We start from the raw sequence: 15,408 nt of genomic DNA on the forward strand, positions 1-15,408 counted from the left end.
GGCGACCAGATACGTTAAAACAGCACAGGTTCTTCCGCTGCTTTTGCAGGCTGACGCAGGCCCTGTTTTTCACTCCCGAATTCTACCTATATGAACCGCATTTCCCGTTTTTTGACCCGCCCGCTGGCTTTTTCGATGCTGGGGTTGGGTCTGCTGCTGGGCCTCAGCGGCTGCGCTACCACGGCTCGCGTGGGCGTTACCTCCGATTTTGATCATTCCGTGAATTTCCGGGCTTACAAAACCTGGTCTTGGTATCCCACTCAGCCCGTTGATACGGAGGGCGGCCCGGCCAAGGGCTACGAGTCGTTTCTGGATAAGCGCATCCGCACGGCTGTGGAGCAGCAGCTGACTCAGAAAGGGATGGTATACGCTGAGCGGAACCCCGATGTGTACGTAGCCTACAGCGCCCGCGTGGAGGATAAGCAGCGGGCCACTGGCTCGCCTTATGGTCCTTTCGGCTACCCCTATGGGTATGGTTACTACGGCTACGGCGGCCTCTACAACCGGGGCGGCTACGTAACTGACTACAAAGCCGGCACCGTTATTCTGGACTTTGTGGACGTGAAGCGTAAAGAACTGGCCTGGCGCGGTCAGGGCCAGGCCCAGGTAGATCAGCAGACGATTTCCGAAGCGGAGGTTCAGCGCATTGTAACCAGCATTCTGGGCAACTACCCGCCCGGCGCGGAGCAGGCCAGCCGGTAAGCCTCTGGCTTGCTTTCTGTTTCAGTTTCTTCAGCCCTTGCCTGCTTGCAGGTGAGGGCTTTTTGTTTTCCCTCATCTCAACCAAATCCGTCCGCTATATTCAGGTTTTTATTCGTTCCAGCCTGATGGTATATCGTTTACTCCTGTGTGTAGCCTGGCTGCTCACGCTACCGGCTTATGCGCAAACCAGCGTATTTGAAGAAACCTTTGAAAGCGGCACCTTCGGCAGCTTTACGGCGGTAAACGGAACCCAAACCTCGGGGTGGCACGTGGGCACAGCCCCCGGCAATGGTCCGCGGCTGGTTGGGCAGCAGGCCGTATTTGTTTCGGTCAATAGCAACTCGTACGCCCCGGTAGTAGGTACCGCCAGTGTGGTGCACTTATATCGCGATGTGACGTTTCCAGCTAGCGAAACGCTGTTCCACTTACGCTTCGACGGCCGCAGTGGGGGCTTGTTGCAGCTTTACCTAGTACCGGTTTCGTATCAGCCCGTGCCGGGCAGCGTACCACCTTCTTCGGTAGCCCTGCCGCTTGCCAATATTCAATACTGGCCCCTCGACTATGCCACCCACACGTACCAGCTGCCGGCCAGTGCCGCCGGTACCACTCAGCGCCTGCTTTTCACTTGGAGCAATCCGGCCAGCGGTACTGTTCAGCCCCCGGCACTTGATAATATCCGGCTGGTAGCGGGACTGCCGGTTGCGCTGGGTGGCACCTACACCATTAACCGGCAACAACCCAAAGGAGGCCGCAACTACCAGAGCCTAGTAGATGCCAACTGGGACCTGCACATGGCCGGCACCGTGGCCCCGGTTACCCTGGAAGTGGCCGCCGGGCAGCTGTTTGTCGGCCCGTTGATTTTCCAAGGCACCAATTCGCACCCGCTCACCATTCGGCGCAGTGGTGCCGGACCCAACCCGCAGGTCAGGGGTTTCAATGTGGCCATTGCGCTGTATGGGGCCAGCCATGTAACCTTCGATGGCATTGATGTAGTACCGAGTCCCGCCGGTACCTACACCGGCTATGGCATTTATAACCGGAACCAAAGAACCGGTTGCCGGTACGTTACTGTTCGCAACGCGACCATCACGCTCCACCAGCTAGCCAATTTTACTACCAAAGGCGTCCATCAGGAAAGTACCTTATCACTATACACCGTAGAGCAGGACACGCTGGCGGCAAATGGTCATATCCGCTACGAGAACCTGTTTATCCGGAAAGCCAACGCGGGCGTGTGGGTAGAATCGGGGCGGCAGGGGTGCCCGGACTACGACGTGGAAGTGGCGCACGTAACCGTGGGCGACACGGTGGCCGGCGACATTGGCTACCCCACGGGCGGCTACGAAGCCTACGGTATGTACTTCAACCGTCTGAATGGGGTGCGGGTACACGACAATCTGATTCGTAACGTAATTACCCGCAACTCCTGGGTAGATGGACTATGCGCGTTGAACGTAACCGGTCCTCGGCCAGCAGTATTTGCGAACAACCGGATTCAAAAACTGGAATTTCTGACCGGGCAGCCTAGCGTATATGGAGCCACGGTGCGCGGTATCCGGGTAGAATCCATTACGGCTTTCAACGCGGCGGCTTTGTTATCAGTCCCGGGCCGGATCAGCATCTATAACAATGAAGTGCAGCAATTGCGGGTGCGGGAGTCATCTGCCACCACTGCCCGCCCGGCACCCGCCATTATTGGCCTGTCATTGCGGTCAGGGGCTTTTCCTGACTGCGTGCTGCAAACGGCCCACAACACGATAGTGCTGGAAGGCACCGGCTGGGCTGCTTCCACCACCATTCCGTTGCAGGTAAGCTTGTATACCTCCACGCACGGCTTGGTGGATGTGCGCAATAACCTGCTGGTAAACACTACCCGCAACGCTGACCCCAGCAGTAAGCAAACGGTTATGCAGGTGGCCCTGGTGGAAACAGAAGCGGAAACGCCTTCCTCAATGGTGCGCTTTCAATCCAACTACAACAACCTGGTACCGAGCCCCGATGCACACGCCTCCATCAGCCGCATCGTAAAACCGTCCGCTGCGTGGGAGTATCCTACCCTGTCCGCCTGGCGCAGCACCACCCAGCTGGATGGCCAGTCTCAAACCCTGCAACCCGGTTTCGCACCAGGAGCCGCCTTGGTGCCAACCAATATGCTGTTGAACAACCTGGGCCAGCCACTGGACTATGTGACAACTGACCTAGCCGGCGCCCCACGTAGCTCTACCCCGGATGTGGGCGCCTACGAGTTTGGCGGCCCAACCACCGGAACAAAAACTCCAACGGCTGTACTGGGTTTGCATGCCTGGCCGGTGCCCTTTGGTCAGGAGCTCCGGATAACCACCAGCCTGAACCGGGGAGCGGGCCAGCTAACCCTGCACAATGCCCTCGGGCGTTGCGTGCGCACGCTGGACCTGCCAGCGTCGGCCAGCCAACCTATACACATCACAAATCTGCACACGCTGCCCTCAGGCCCTTACTGGCTGCGGTTGGTGCGGGAGGATGGCTACCAGCAAACCATCCGCCTGATGCATTAACTTCGGGCGAATAACAGCGGAGCCTGCCCCGGTACATGGTACTGAGGCAGGCTCCGCTGTTAGTGGCTTGGCTATACGACCAAATAGGTCATTTATAGATTAGATAGGCACGTTCACGTGCCGCTCGGCGTGGTAGCTGGAACGCACCAGTGGGCCGCTTTCCACGTATTTCAGGCCCCGGCGCAAACCTTCTTCCTTGTAGTGGGCGAAGAGGTCGGGGTGAATGAACTCGGCCACCTCAATGTGGCGCTTGGTAGGTTGCAGGTACTGGCCCAGCGTCAGGATATCGAGGCCGTTGGCCACGAGGTCATCCATGGCCTGGTACATTTCATCCTTTTTCTCACCCAGACCCAACATAATACCCGATTTGGTGCGCTTGCCCGCCTCCTTGGTACGGCGAATCTGCTCCAGGCTCCGGTCATACTTGGCCTGGGGCCGCACCAAACGGTACAAGCTGCCTACGGTTTCCATGTTGTGCGACACCACTTCCTGGCCGCCGGCAATCATGGTATCTAGGGCGGCCCAGTTGGCTTTCACGTCCGGAATCAGCGTTTCGATGGTGGTGCTGGGGCTGAGTTGCTTGGTTTGCACCACGGTTTCGTACCAGATGCTGGCCCCACGGTCCTTCAACTCGTCGCGGTTTACACTGGTAATCACGGCGTGCTTCACCCCCATCAGCTGAATGGCTTCGGCCACGCGACGGGGCTCATCTACGTCGTACTCATTGGGACGGCCGGTAGCCACCGCGCAGAACGAGCAGGAGCGGGTGCACACGTTGCCCAGAATCATGAAGGTAGCCGTGCCGGCTCCCCAGCACTCCCCCATGTTGGGACAGTTGCCGGATTCGCAAATGGTATGCAGCTTGTGTTCGTCCACCAAACGGCGGACGTTGGCGTAGGCCGGGCCCACGGGCAGCTTCACGCGTAGCCAGTCGGGCTTGCGCGGTTTGGCGGGGGCCGCCGGGGCCACCGCTTCGGGCTGAATGATGGGCAGAGTCAGCAACAGGTCATCCATGCTGCAAAGGTAAGGGGAATGTGTGGCGGAATAGTCCACGGCTAAGACAATTCCGGCCGCCAAGAGGTTTCCGCCACCGGCCCGCGCACAAAAAAGCCGCCAGCCCGGGGGGTAGCCCAGACTGGCAGCCAGCCCCAAACCCGGAAGCTAGTTGCGGGTACCCAGGTACACGGTCAGGTACACAGATGGCATAAACCGGTCATTGATGGTTTCATCGGACAGGGTGAGGGTACGGATAATGGGCGGGGCCTTCGTGTAAGCTTCCACCATTGCCCCTACCTCTACCCCAGCCACTGCATCCCGGTAGCGGCCATACTCAAAGCTAAGGGCCCCGCGGATGTGCGCACCCATCTGCACTTTGGTATTCCCGATGCCTGAGAACAGCGGGGCTCTGTCGATGATGCGCAGCTCATCATTGTGAATCAGTGGGTCGTACTGCTCGTTGCGGTAATCCGTAGGGTTTACCCGTGGGTCGCTGGTGTAGTTGTAAGTGATGTAGTAGGGCAACAGCAGGCCAATGGTGGGGCCGCCGCTCAGCAGGCCGTTCACCTGCACGCCCGAATCGGGCGCTTTCCGGAAGATAACCCGCTGTACGCCCGCGGAGGGGCGAACGGCAAACAGATAATTACTCTTACCCGGTACAATAACCCCCCCGAACTGGGTGCCGCCCTTCTGCTCCTTAGGATGCTTGATTTCTACCGCTTCCAGACTCCAGAACCGCGCCCAATCCTGGCTGAGCAGCCGCGTGGAGCGCACCATCACGCCCCCAATCAACCCACCCCGGGTGTTGAAATTGACGCCGTAGATCAATTCTTTACGGTACGAGGGCTCATCACTGCGGGACGCCAGGGGGGCAGGCGTTTGCTGCGCCTGGGCCTGCCGCCCCATACCCAAACTGGCGGCTAACAGGCCGGCCCCGAAAACAAGGTGGATACGCACAAGGTTGGACGGAATAGAAAGGCGAGAAAGAAAATGCCGGCTCAGCAGCTCCCGGCCACCAACCCTGTCGAAAGTACGTAAATTTACACGCATACCCTGCTTTACTTATTTCCCGTTCCTATGAGCACAGCCACTGCCCGCTACGCCGGTAATTTACGCACGGAGGCTACCCACGTAGCTTCCGGCACTACCATTCTCACCGACGCTCCCGTCGACAACCACGGCCGGGGCGAAGCTTTTTCGCCCACTGACCTGGTAGCCGCTTCTCTGGGCTCGTGCATGATGACCATTATGGGCATTGTGGCCGCGCGGCACAGCATAGACCTGACGGGCGTTAGCTGGGACGTAACCAAGCACATGCTGGCCGAGCCCCGCCGCATCGGGCAAATTGACGTGACGTTCCGGCTACCGGCCTCCCTCACGGAAAAGGACCAGACCATCCTGGAAAACGCCGCCCGCACTTGCCCGGTGGCCCTCAGCCTGAACCCGGAAATCCGCCAGGAAGTTCGGTTCCTGTATAGTGCTTAATAAGCAGGGCCTAGTTGCCAGTATTCAGTTGAGCACTGGCAACTAGGCCCTGCTTATTAAGCGCCAATAACCTCTTTCACCTCGCTGAGCTTGATAGCCATGTGGGAGGAATCGAGGGTGCACTCTCCGTTCTGGATGAGCAGTAGCTGCGGCGACTCGTGGTGGACGTTGAACTTCTGGGCAATTTCCTGGGAGATGGGCCGGAAGCGCAGCAGGTCCAGGTAGTAGATTTTGGCGTTTTCGAGGCCGGCATCGGCCCACTGCCGCTCTACCTTGCCCTTCGCCATGGCGCTGATGGAACAGGTAGTGCTGTGCTTGAAGATGAGGACCGGCTGCTCAAACGATTCGCGCACGATATCATTGAGCTGCTCAGCCTGAGTAAGGGGTTGCCAGGGGGTCATATACTAAAACAAAGAAGAGAAATCAGTGAAACCTACTGCGCGGCGGCAGCGTCGCGCTTCTTCCGCAGACGCAAATTGAGGCGGGATGGTTCGCTTACCCGGGGCGTACCGGCCCGGTCGAAGCGGTAGCTGGCCTGCCCGGGCGGGGGTGCCAGCACTTCCTGCTTGCCCGCGCCCTGGTGCTTCAGCTCGGCTTTGGTCACGGTCAGGTGCGAGTCTTTGTACTTGGCATCGAATTTCTCCGCATCCCGCAGTGCCTTGCGGTTGGCCGTCCGCTGCTGGGCCGGACTGGTAGACTCCAGCTGCGCCCAGGCCGGGGCAGCAGCGCATGATAAGAACAGACTCAGAAGCAAGTAGCGCATACGAAATACGGCGGTAACGGTGGAACGGCAGAGGACTGACAGATAACGGACTGCATAACGGGCAAACAGCTTAAAAAGGCAGTACGAACCCCAGAAATTTGCGCTGCCCGACTTTGTGCTTCACCCGGCGGCGCGCCATTTTAGGCTTTTTCAGCAGGCCGTTCTTGTCGTAGCTGTTTTTCTCGGTTTTCACGGCCTCCTTTTCCACGTCCAGCACCCGACCATCAGCCGAGGCGTTGTCGGCATTCTGGGCCTTTTTCACCTTGGGCTGCGGCGGCCCCTTGGGGTTCGGAATCCGGTAGCTGTGGCAGGCCGGTGCGCTCAGCAGCAGCGCGGCCGCTACCAGCAGCAGCGGCAGACGACGAAAAAGACCGGATAGTTTCATGCAGTCAGGAGTTGACGAGGCAGCGGGTTGGATTGGCAAATTACGCAACAGATGCCAGTAGCGCGCAGCTCTGCTGCGCGCACGAGCGGAGCAAGTATCGGGCGTGGAATGCGGTACCGGAATACTCGTCGGCGGCTTGTGCGCGCAGCAGAGCTGCACGCTGCGCTAGTAGCTGCGGAGCTTCTCAATGGCTTCGCGCAGGCGCTGCTGGGGCAGGAACTGCTTTTCCAGCGGGGGCGCAAAGGGCACGGCCGTATCCAGGGAGGCTACGCGCAGAATGGGCGCATCGAGGCTGCGGAAGCAGTGCTCGGCAATCCAGGCCCCGATTTCGCCGGCCAGGCCACCGGTGAGGGTGTCTTCGTGCAGCAAAATTACGCGGCCGTTTTTCTCCACGGTTTGGCGCACGGCGTCCTCATCCCAGGGGAGCAGGGTGCGCAGGTCCAGAATATCGGCATCTACGCCCAGCTCCTGCACGGCGGCCAACGCCCAGTGTACGCCCGCGCCGTAGGTGATGATGCTCATTTCCTGCCCTTCCCGCACCAGCGCGGCCTTGCCAATGGGCGTGGTGTAGTAGGCATCAGGCACGGGGGCGGAGATGCTGCGGTAAAGCAGCTTGTGCTCAAAGTACATCACCGGGTTGGGGTCCTCGAAGGCGGCGCAGAGCAGGCCCTTGGCATCGACGGGGTTGCTGGGAAATACTACTTTCAGGCCGGGCGTGTGCGTGAACCAGGCCTCGTTGCTTTGGGAGTGGAACGGGCCGGCGGCGGTGCCGGCTCCGGTGGGCATGCGCACCACCACGTCGGCGTTCTGGCCCCAGCGGTAGTGGCTTTTGGCCAGGTTGTTCACAATCTGGTTGAAGCCGCAGGTTACGAAATCGGCGAACTGCATTTCCACCATGGCCTTTTTGCCCTTGATGCTCAGGCCCAGGCCCGCGCCTACAATAGCCGACTCGCAGAGCGGCGTGTTGCGCACCCGGCCCTTGCCAAACTGCGCCACGAAGCCGTCGGTAATCTTGAATACGCCGCCGTATTCGGCAATATCCTGGCCCATGAGCACCAGCTCGGGGTAACGCTCCATGCTCTGGCGCAGCCCGTCGGAAATGGCATCCACGTAGCGTTTGTCGGTAGTGCTTAGTGCTTGGTGCTTAGTGCTTAGTTCGTTTGGACTAAGCACTAAGCACTCATCACTAGGCACAAAACTGCGGTACATGTCGCCGACTTCCTGCTCCAGGCTGGCGGTGGGCATGGGTTCGGCGTCGGCCAGGCGCAGACCTTCTTCGATTTCGCGCTTGATGGTTTCGCGGAAGCGCATGCGGGCTTCTTCGTCGAGGATGCCTTCCTGGAGCAGCCACTTTTCGTAGTTCTCCACCGGGTCCTTTTGGGCCCACTGCTCGAACAGCTCCTGGGGCACGTACTTGGTGCCGCTGGCTTCCTCGTGGCCGCGCATGCGGAAGGTAAGGGCCTCCAGCAGCACGGGGCGGGGGTTCTGGCGCAGGTCTTCGGCCAGGCGGCGCACCGTGTCATACACTTCCAGCACGTTGTTGCCGTCTACCTGCACGGCTTCCATGCCGTAGGCGGGGCCTTTGTCCACGAAGTAGCGGAAGCGGAACTGCTCGTTGCTGGGGGTGCTGAGGCCGTAGCCGTTGTTCTCAATGATAAAGATGACCGGCAGCTGCCACACGGCCGCCACGTTCAGGGCCTCGTGGAAGTCGCCTTCCGAAGCTCCCCCGTCGCCCGAGTACGTGACGGTTACTTTGGGGCGGTTTTCCAGCGTATCGGCCAAAGCAATGCCGCCGGCCACGGCCAGCTGCGGCCCCAGGTGCGAAATCATGCCCACAATGTGGTGCTCGTTGGTACCGAAGTGGAACGACCTATCCCGGCCCTTGGTGAAGCCGTGGGTTTTGCCCTGCCACTGGGCAAACAGCTTATCCAGCGGCACGTTGCGGCCCGTGAACACGCCCAGGTTGCGGTGCAGGGGCAGAATGTACTCGTCCGAGTCCAGGGCCAGGGTGCTGCCCACCGAAATGGCCTCCTGCCCGATGCCCGAAAACCACTTGCTCACTTTGCCCTGGCGGAGCAGAATGAGCATTTTCTCCTCAATCATGCGGGGCTTGAGCAGGTGCTGGTAGAGGTGGAGCAGGGTGTCGTTCGAGTAGTCCTTGCGGTCGAAGTGCATCGGGAATCGGCTGAGTTTGGTGGGTGGGGCCAAAAGTACGGGTTTGGGCCGGATGGGAAATTATAGCCGCCAGTTTGTGGAATGGGCCGGCACACGGCATCTATCTTCGGGACCCTATTCCCTGCCTTATCCTCTCATATGAATCGATTCCTACCCTTCGGATTTCTCTTCTCGCTCCCGCTGGCCGCCCAGGCCCAACAGTCGGATACGCTCAACCCGCGCCGCGCGGCGGTGGTATTACCGCCGGTGGATTCTATAAGGGAGAGTATTTCAATGTCTTTATCAGGCCGAATAGTATGCTTAGTTGCGGGATTCGCAGATGGACAACCTAATGCTCAAATTACGTATTCAGCCAATCTACACCCCCTCCTCCCAATCCAGGAGCAGCTCCGTCAGGTAGCCGGAGTGCAGGCCACGCCGTACTCGGGGGCACCGGGGGCGCAGGTGGCGGTCCGGCTTCGGGGGGCGGCCAGCCTGGCCGGCAACGCCCAGCCGCTGTACGTGGTGGATGGGGTGCCGGTGTTTCAGCACACGTTTCGCGGGGAAGTCCGGGGTAACAGCCAATCGATAAATGTGGTACCGGCCGAGGTGCAGGAGCTGGACAACAACCCGCTGCTGAGTATTCCGAGCGAGGATATTGCCAGTGTGGAAGTGCTGAAAGGGGCCTACGAAACCGCCCTCTACGGCTCCCAGGGCCTCAACGGTGTTATCCGCATCACCACCAAGCGGGGCCAGGCCGGCAAGCCGCGTCTGCGCTACGCCGGCTACGGCGGTGTACAGCAGGCCCGCAACCGCTACGAGCTGCTGGACGCCCGCGAGTATGCCCTGCTGCGCAACGAAGCCGCCGACCGCAACGGCCAGCCCGCCCCCTACTCGGCGGCGCAGCTGGATGCCTTCGGCCAAGGCACTGACTGGCAGGACGAGCTGTTGCGCACGGCTGCCGTGCAGGAGCACCATGTGGGCCTCGCGGGTGGCACGGCCGCCACCCGCTACTACGCCGCCGCCGACTACCTGGGCCAGCAGGGCGTGGTGCTGAACTCCCGCCTGCGCCGCTACGCCGCCCGCGCCGCCCTCAACCAGCGCATCGGTCAGCGCCTGCAGCTGGATGGTACCGGCAGCTTCGCCCGGATGGAGCAGCGGGTACCGGCGTATTATGCTTTACAGGATGCTTTGCTCACGCCACCCACCCAATCCACGACGGACAATCCGCGCCCCGGCTACTACGTGAATCCCGTGGAGCAGGCCCGCCAAAGCTACCAAGCCCCGGAGCAGCACCGGCTGCTGGCGCAACTGGGGGCGCGCTACGAGCTAACGACCGGCCTGACGCTGGACGTGCGCGGCAGTCTGGAGCAGGCTACGCTGCGCAGCCGCTCGTATCAGCCGGCGTTTTCCTCTTTCCCGGCGGGCGAGAATGGCAACCTGCGCTTCACCTACAAGCAATGGGTGCTGAACCCGGCCCTGCGCTACGCCCACAGCTTCGGGGGCGAGCGGCACGCCGTCACGGCCAGTCTGGAAGCCATGCGCCAGGACCGGGAAACGACAACCGAGCAGTACAGCTACGTGCCTGGCTCTGCGGGGGCGAGTGGCAGCAGCGGCAGTCTGGAACAGGCGCGGTTGAACTTCTACCAGCTCACGGCGGGCTACACGTTTGCGGAGAAATATCAGGTGAAAGGCACCTTGCGCCGCGACGCCAACAGCACGTTTGCCTTGGATGACCGGTGGAGCTGGCTGCCGGGGGCGCAGGTGCGCTGGCACGCCGCCAGGGAGAACTTCTGGACCACAGCTCCCGGCCAGCTGGATGTGTGGGTGGGGTGGGGCCGGACTTCGGGAGCAGGTAATTACGGCCGCAACTCTTTTCTGGTACTAATACCGAATCTGGGTAACCTCACGCAACGACAATCAGTATTCCTGCCCGAGCAAACCCGGCAATTGGATGCGGGCCTCGAAGCCGGTCTTTTCAACGGCCGCCTCACCGCCACGGCCCAGGCCTACGCCCGCCGCACCAGCAGCACCACGTACGCATCGGGCCGGCTGACCTTGCCGGGTATTGCGCAGGATACTTACGTGCGCAACACCGGCCTGGAGCTGACGCTACGGAGCAGCTGGCGGGCGGGTCGGGTGGAAGGTACGAGCCGGCTGGCCGCCGCCGCCAACCGCAACCGCTTTGAGGCGGCCAGCCCAACCGCTTATTTCCAACCCTACCAGCGCACCCTCGACGGGCAACCCCTCGGCCCCTTCTACGGCCTCCGCACCCAGGGCCTCGATGCTACCGGCAACCTGCGCTACCAGGATGTGAACGGCGACGGGCAGGTTGATTTCCAGGACCGGCAGCCCCTGGGCAGCGGCCTGCCCCAGCAGCTACTCAGCTTCAGTCAGCAGCTCACGCTGGGCCGGTTTGAGGCGCAGCTCCAGGCCGATGGCATGTTTGGCTACCAGATGAATAATACCAACCTGCTGTACCTGGATGCCACCAGTGGCCTGACCAACGCCTCCCGCCGGGTACTCGACCGGTGGACGCCCGTCAACCCCGATACCGAAGTGCCGGTGGTGGGCACCAATCTGCCGGCGTTCAGCGACTACACCCTGCAATCCGGCAACCACGTGCGGCTGTCTGCCATTACGCTCAGCTGTAAGGTGTGGGAGAAGGACGCCCGCAGCGTGCAGTTCTGGACCAGCTGCCTGAACCTGCTGGTGCTTACCCGCTACCGGGGCTTCGACCCCAACGTCAGCTCCGCCGGCTCCGACAACCAGCAGGTGGGGCTGGATGTGGGGGCGTACCCGGTAGCGCGCACGTTCCTGGTAGGCGTGCGGGCTACTTTGTAAGGTAGCCGCGTATAGTGGTGGCCGGCCGTCGGAAACTTCTGTTTTGGACGGCCGGTTGTGTACCTTGCCGACCTGTCCGGCCGTTTTTCTCCCTGCTTACCCCGCATGATTCATTTCGAAGAATTCACCCTCGCCAACGGCCTGCGCTGCATCGTTCATGAAGACCACAGCACGCCTATGGCCGTGCTCAACGTGCTCTACAACGTGGGCTCCCGCGACGAAGACCCGGCGCACACCGGCTTTGCCCACCTGTTCGAGCACCTGATGTTTTCGGGCTCCGTGAACATCCCAAGCTACGACGAGCCGCTGCAGCTGGTAGGTGGCGAGAACAACGCCTTCACCTCGCCCGACATCACCAACTACTACCTCACCCTACCGGCCGCCAACCTGGAAACCGGCTTCTGGCTGGAATCGGACCGGATGCTGAACCTGGCTTTCTCCGAAAACGGGCTGGAAGTGCAGCGCAAAGTAGTGGTGGAGGAGTTCAAGCAGAACTACCTGAACCAGCCCTACGGCGACGTGTGGCTGAAATTGCGCCCCCTGGCCTACCAGCACCACCCCTACCAGTGGGCCACCATCGGCAAAGAGGTAGCCCACATCGAAGACGCCACCATGCAGCAGGTGCGCGACTTCTTCGCCAAGCACTACTCTCCCGCCAACGCTATTCTGGTAGTGGCCGGCGACGTGACCGTGGCCGAGGCCCAGCGGCTGGCGGAGAAGTGGTTCGGCCCCATCCCCGGCGGCACCCGCTACGACCGGAACCTTACCCCCGAACCCCGGCAGGAGGAAGCCCGTTTTCTGGAAGTATCGGCCGAGGTGCCGCTGTCGGCCCTCTATAAGGTGTACCACATGCCCGGGCGCAGTGAGGCCGGCTACCACGCCGCCGATTTGCTGTCGGACGTGCTGGGGCGGGGCAAATCGAGCCGCCTTTACCAGCAGCTAGTGAAGGAACAGTCCTTATTCAACTCCATTTCGGCCTCCGTGATGGGTTCTCTGGAGCCGGGCCTGCTGGTTATCAGCGGCAAGCTGAATGCCGACGTCACGCTGGAAGAAGCTGACGCCGCCGTGGAAGCTGTACTGGCAGAACTCTGCTCTGCCGAAATTTCGGCTCAGGAACTGGAAAAGGTGAAAAACCAGGCTGAAGTCAGCATCGTCTTCAGCGAGATTGAGTTGCTGAACCGGGCCATGAACTTGGCCTTCAGCAAGCTGCTGGGCAACGCAAATCTGGTAAACGAAGAAAGCACCAAGGTGCAGGCCGTTACGCCCGCCCAGGTGCTGGCCGCCGCCCGCGAGGTACTGCGCCCTACCAATTGCAGTACACTCTACTACCGGGCCCAGCCCGTCACCGAGCCCGTAGCAACGGAGGAAGCAGTAGAAGCCTGATAAACCTACGCTACCCCAGCAACACAAACCCCCACCCGATTAGTCGGGTGGGGGTTTGTGTTGCTAACGATGTTACTAACCGGGTAACGAGGGCTTACCAGCCGCTGCCGCCGCTGCCCCAGCCGTCATCGACCTTTTTCTTGGGCGCGGCTTTTTTCACGGGAGCAGCCGCTTTCTTGGTGGCGGTGCTGCCACCAGCTTTCGTGCCGGCCGAAGCTCCGGCCGCGCTGGCCGATGCCTTGGGAGCTGCTACTGGCTCAGCCGCTACCGAAGCCGGTTCGGGCTCGGGAGCTACGATGGGAGCCGGGGCCGGCGTGGGCGGCACGGGGTCGGAGGCGCGCACCGAGCGGCGGATATACGGTGCCAACGGGCGGCCCCGGTAATCGGTAGTGACGCGGCGCGAGGGAGCCGCCGAGAATCCGGGAGCCAGGCTGGCTCCGATGGGTTGCTGCTCAGATACCGAAGAAGCGGCAGCAGCCCCACCACCGGCGGCGCTACCCGCCGCGCCCCACTCGCCACCCGCGGGGGCGGCGGCCGGAGCCGGAGTAGCCGGGGCCATAGCGGCTGGGGCTACTGTTTCCTTGGGAGCAACTGCTTTGGTGGCAGTAGTTTTTTTGGCGGCGGGCTTGGCAGCCGGCGCGCCCCAACCATCAGAAGAACCCCAGCCATCATCGGCCTTTTTCTTCTGCGCTGCCGCCGGAGCGGCTATCAATACGCCGCCTAACAGCAGCAGCGGGAGGAATTGTCGAGTCATTGGAACAGAATAATAAGCAGCTTCTTACCGCAAAGGTACGGCACCCCGTGCGGGTCCGAAACCCCCGCCACACATTTTGCCCAAACGTAGGCGCAAGCAGGAAGTTCCCACCAGCGGCCAATTCGGCCAACTTTCACGCTGTTTGAGGGTTACCGCCTGCGTAGTACCCTAACGCCGGGCTCAGGTATTTTGGTACGCGGCAGCCCCTCAAAACCAGATAACACACTATCCCAGTCAGGGTCGACGCGCCGGCGTGGCCCCACCCTCAGCCGATATAGTGGTGGCCCGGGGTTTGGCGGGCTTCTTTTTCAACGGCCGACCCATATAATCCGTGGTAGGAGGACTGGGCATATTCAGCCGAAATCCGGGTGCCAGCTTCAGGTTTTCCTCGTCGCGGCGGTTGCTCCGGTCGTAGCGGGCGTAGGCTCCGGCCCGCGCTTTGGTACGGGTGCTGGCGGTACGATGATACGCCGCCTTAGAGCGGGCGGCAGGCCGGGCGTGCTGGGCCCAGGCCGCTTCAGCTGTGCTAAACCAGATCAGGCTTATCAAACCTACGCAATACAGTCTCGTCTTCATAGCTTGCCAGCTAAACAACGCTTGCCCAGATGCTTAGCTTGGAACGCATACGCAAACTGCCCGCCGGGGGCTATGCCAGGCGGGCAGTTTTTCCGGCTAGCTCAACCGTGTAATTACCAGCCGGCGGCCATCGTCGAGTTGTCGGCGGCCGGAGCTGCGGCAGCCGTGGTAGCGGCCACAGGCTTGCGTAGAGGGCGGCCGTGGTAGTCAGTGCTTACCCCCCGGTACGGGGCCGTGTTCATACCCGGGGCCAGCATCACGCCGGAGGACTGCATCATGGGGTCATCCTGGGCAACTTCCACGGAACGGGGCCGCTTGGATTTAGGCTTGGCAATGGGGCGGCCGTGGTAGTCGGTACTGGTGCCCCGGTACGGGGCCGTGTTCATGCCCGGTGCCAGCATCACGCCCGACGACTCCATCATGGGGTCTTTGGCTGGCGCGGTGGCTGTTTCGGCGCCGGGTACCTCCCAGCCCGAAGCAGCGGCCGACGCGGAAATGGGCGCATCGTTCCAGCCCCAGTCATCTGGGGCGGTGCTGGCGGCGGGGGCCACGCTGGTGTTGGCGGGCTTGGTCGCTTTTTTGGTAGACTGGGCCTGAGCCTGGGGCGCACTAAGGAAGGCGGCAGCAACCGCTGCGGCGAAGAGAAACCGTTTCATCGAAAGGCAAATCAAAAAGTGAATACGCTACCTGCCCACAGCAGGCTACTCGCAACGGCTACTGACGGGTGGCGCCCCACGTACAGTGTACTCAGCCGGGTGTGGTAGCTGGCTTTGCAGCAACCGTACCAATTTTTCATCAACGCCCCTAAAACAGCTCGTAACGGGGAGTAATC

At 61.4% G+C, this 15,408-nt stretch carries 14 protein-coding genes; 5 read left to right on the top strand and 9 right to left on the bottom strand.

Annotation, left to right across the window (positions count from 1 at the left end; all coding sequences use genetic code 11):
* The first annotated feature begins 90 nt into the window (after positions 1-90).
* Positions 91-702 (top strand): DUF4136 domain-containing protein, encoded by a 612-nt coding sequence (locus tag ACN19L_RS10775; protein ID WP_426493487.1) that lies wholly within the window; start codon positions 91-93, stop codon positions 700-702.
* 125 nt (positions 703-827) lie between these two features.
* Positions 828-3,236: a T9SS type A sorting domain-containing protein gene (locus ACN19L_RS10780; RefSeq protein ID WP_426493488.1), complete on the top strand. Its 2,409-nt coding sequence runs from the start codon at positions 828-830 to the stop codon at positions 3,234-3,236.
* Between the two features lie 99 nt (positions 3,237-3,335).
* Here the strand turns inward: ACN19L_RS10780 and lipA are convergent, their stop codons facing one another.
* Together lipA and ACN19L_RS10790 are read right to left on the bottom strand one after the other, a co-directional pair.
* Positions 3,336-4,238 (bottom strand): lipoyl synthase, encoded by a 903-nt coding sequence (gene lipA / locus ACN19L_RS10785; RefSeq protein WP_426493577.1) that lies wholly within the window; start codon positions 4,236-4,238, stop codon positions 3,336-3,338.
* 159 nt (positions 4,239-4,397) lie between these two features.
* A complete protein-coding gene (locus ACN19L_RS10790; protein ID WP_426493489.1) occupies positions 4,398-5,189 on the bottom strand; it encodes a hypothetical protein in 792 nt (263 codons plus the stop codon).
* Between the two features lie 120 nt (positions 5,190-5,309).
* Between ACN19L_RS10790 and ACN19L_RS10795 the strand changes: the two genes are divergently transcribed.
* Positions 5,310-5,717, top strand: a complete 408-nt coding sequence (locus tag ACN19L_RS10795; protein ID WP_426493490.1) for an OsmC family protein — start codon at positions 5,310-5,312, stop codon at positions 5,715-5,717.
* A 56-nt stretch (positions 5,718-5,773) separates the two neighbouring features.
* Here ACN19L_RS10795 and ytxJ read toward each other — a convergent pair whose 3' ends face one another.
* The 4 genes from ytxJ to ACN19L_RS10815 form a co-directional block, all read right to left on the bottom strand.
* On the bottom strand, positions 5,774-6,118 hold the full coding sequence (ytxJ, locus tag ACN19L_RS10800) for a bacillithiol system redox-active protein YtxJ (protein ID WP_426493491.1): 345 nt from the start codon (positions 6,116-6,118) through the stop codon (positions 5,774-5,776).
* 32 nt (positions 6,119-6,150) lie between these two features.
* Positions 6,151-6,480, bottom strand: coding sequence for a hypothetical protein (locus tag ACN19L_RS10805; RefSeq protein WP_426493492.1), 330 nt, complete (start codon positions 6,478-6,480; stop codon positions 6,151-6,153).
* 70 nt (positions 6,481-6,550) lie between these two features.
* Positions 6,551-6,865 carry a hypothetical protein gene (locus ACN19L_RS10810; RefSeq protein ID WP_426493493.1) on the bottom strand — a complete coding sequence of 105 codons (315 nt, stop codon included), beginning with the start codon at positions 6,863-6,865 and terminating at the stop codon, positions 6,551-6,553.
* Positions 6,866-7,030: 165 nt separating this feature from the next.
* Positions 7,031-9,040 (bottom strand): alpha-ketoacid dehydrogenase subunit alpha/beta, encoded by a 2,010-nt coding sequence (locus tag ACN19L_RS10815; RefSeq protein WP_426493494.1) that lies wholly within the window; start codon positions 9,038-9,040, stop codon positions 7,031-7,033.
* A 273-nt stretch (positions 9,041-9,313) separates the two neighbouring features.
* On the opposite strand from ACN19L_RS10815, the gene ACN19L_RS10820 reads away from it, so the two are divergent.
* Positions 9,314-11,863, top strand: coding sequence for a SusC/RagA family TonB-linked outer membrane protein (locus tag ACN19L_RS10820; protein ID WP_426493578.1), 2,550 nt, complete (start codon positions 9,314-9,316; stop codon positions 11,861-11,863).
* A gap of 105 nt (positions 11,864-11,968) precedes the next feature.
* Positions 11,969-13,246, top strand: a complete 1,278-nt coding sequence (locus ACN19L_RS10825) for a M16 family metallopeptidase (protein ID WP_426493495.1) — start codon at positions 11,969-11,971, stop codon at positions 13,244-13,246.
* Positions 13,247-13,340: 94 nt separating this feature from the next.
* Here ACN19L_RS10825 and ACN19L_RS10830 read toward each other — a convergent pair whose 3' ends face one another.
* From ACN19L_RS10830 to ACN19L_RS10840, 3 genes are all read right to left on the bottom strand, one after another.
* Positions 13,341-14,000: a hypothetical protein gene (locus ACN19L_RS10830; RefSeq protein ID WP_426493496.1), complete on the bottom strand. Its 660-nt coding sequence runs from the start codon at positions 13,998-14,000 to the stop codon at positions 13,341-13,343.
* 234 nt (positions 14,001-14,234) lie between these two features.
* Positions 14,235-14,576, bottom strand: coding sequence for a hypothetical protein (locus ACN19L_RS10835; protein ID WP_426493497.1), 342 nt, complete (start codon positions 14,574-14,576; stop codon positions 14,235-14,237).
* 113 nt (positions 14,577-14,689) lie between these two features.
* The gene (locus tag ACN19L_RS10840; RefSeq protein ID WP_426493498.1) at positions 14,690-15,232 is read right to left on the bottom strand and encodes a hypothetical protein; all 543 of its coding nucleotides are present in this window, start codon (positions 15,230-15,232) and stop codon (positions 14,690-14,692) included.
* Positions 15,233-15,408 lie beyond the last annotated feature (176 nt).

Origin of the sequence: Hymenobacter sp. 102 (genome assembly GCF_049949205.1) — a bacterium.
GTDB lineage: Bacteria > Bacteroidota > Bacteroidia > Cytophagales > Hymenobacteraceae > Hymenobacter.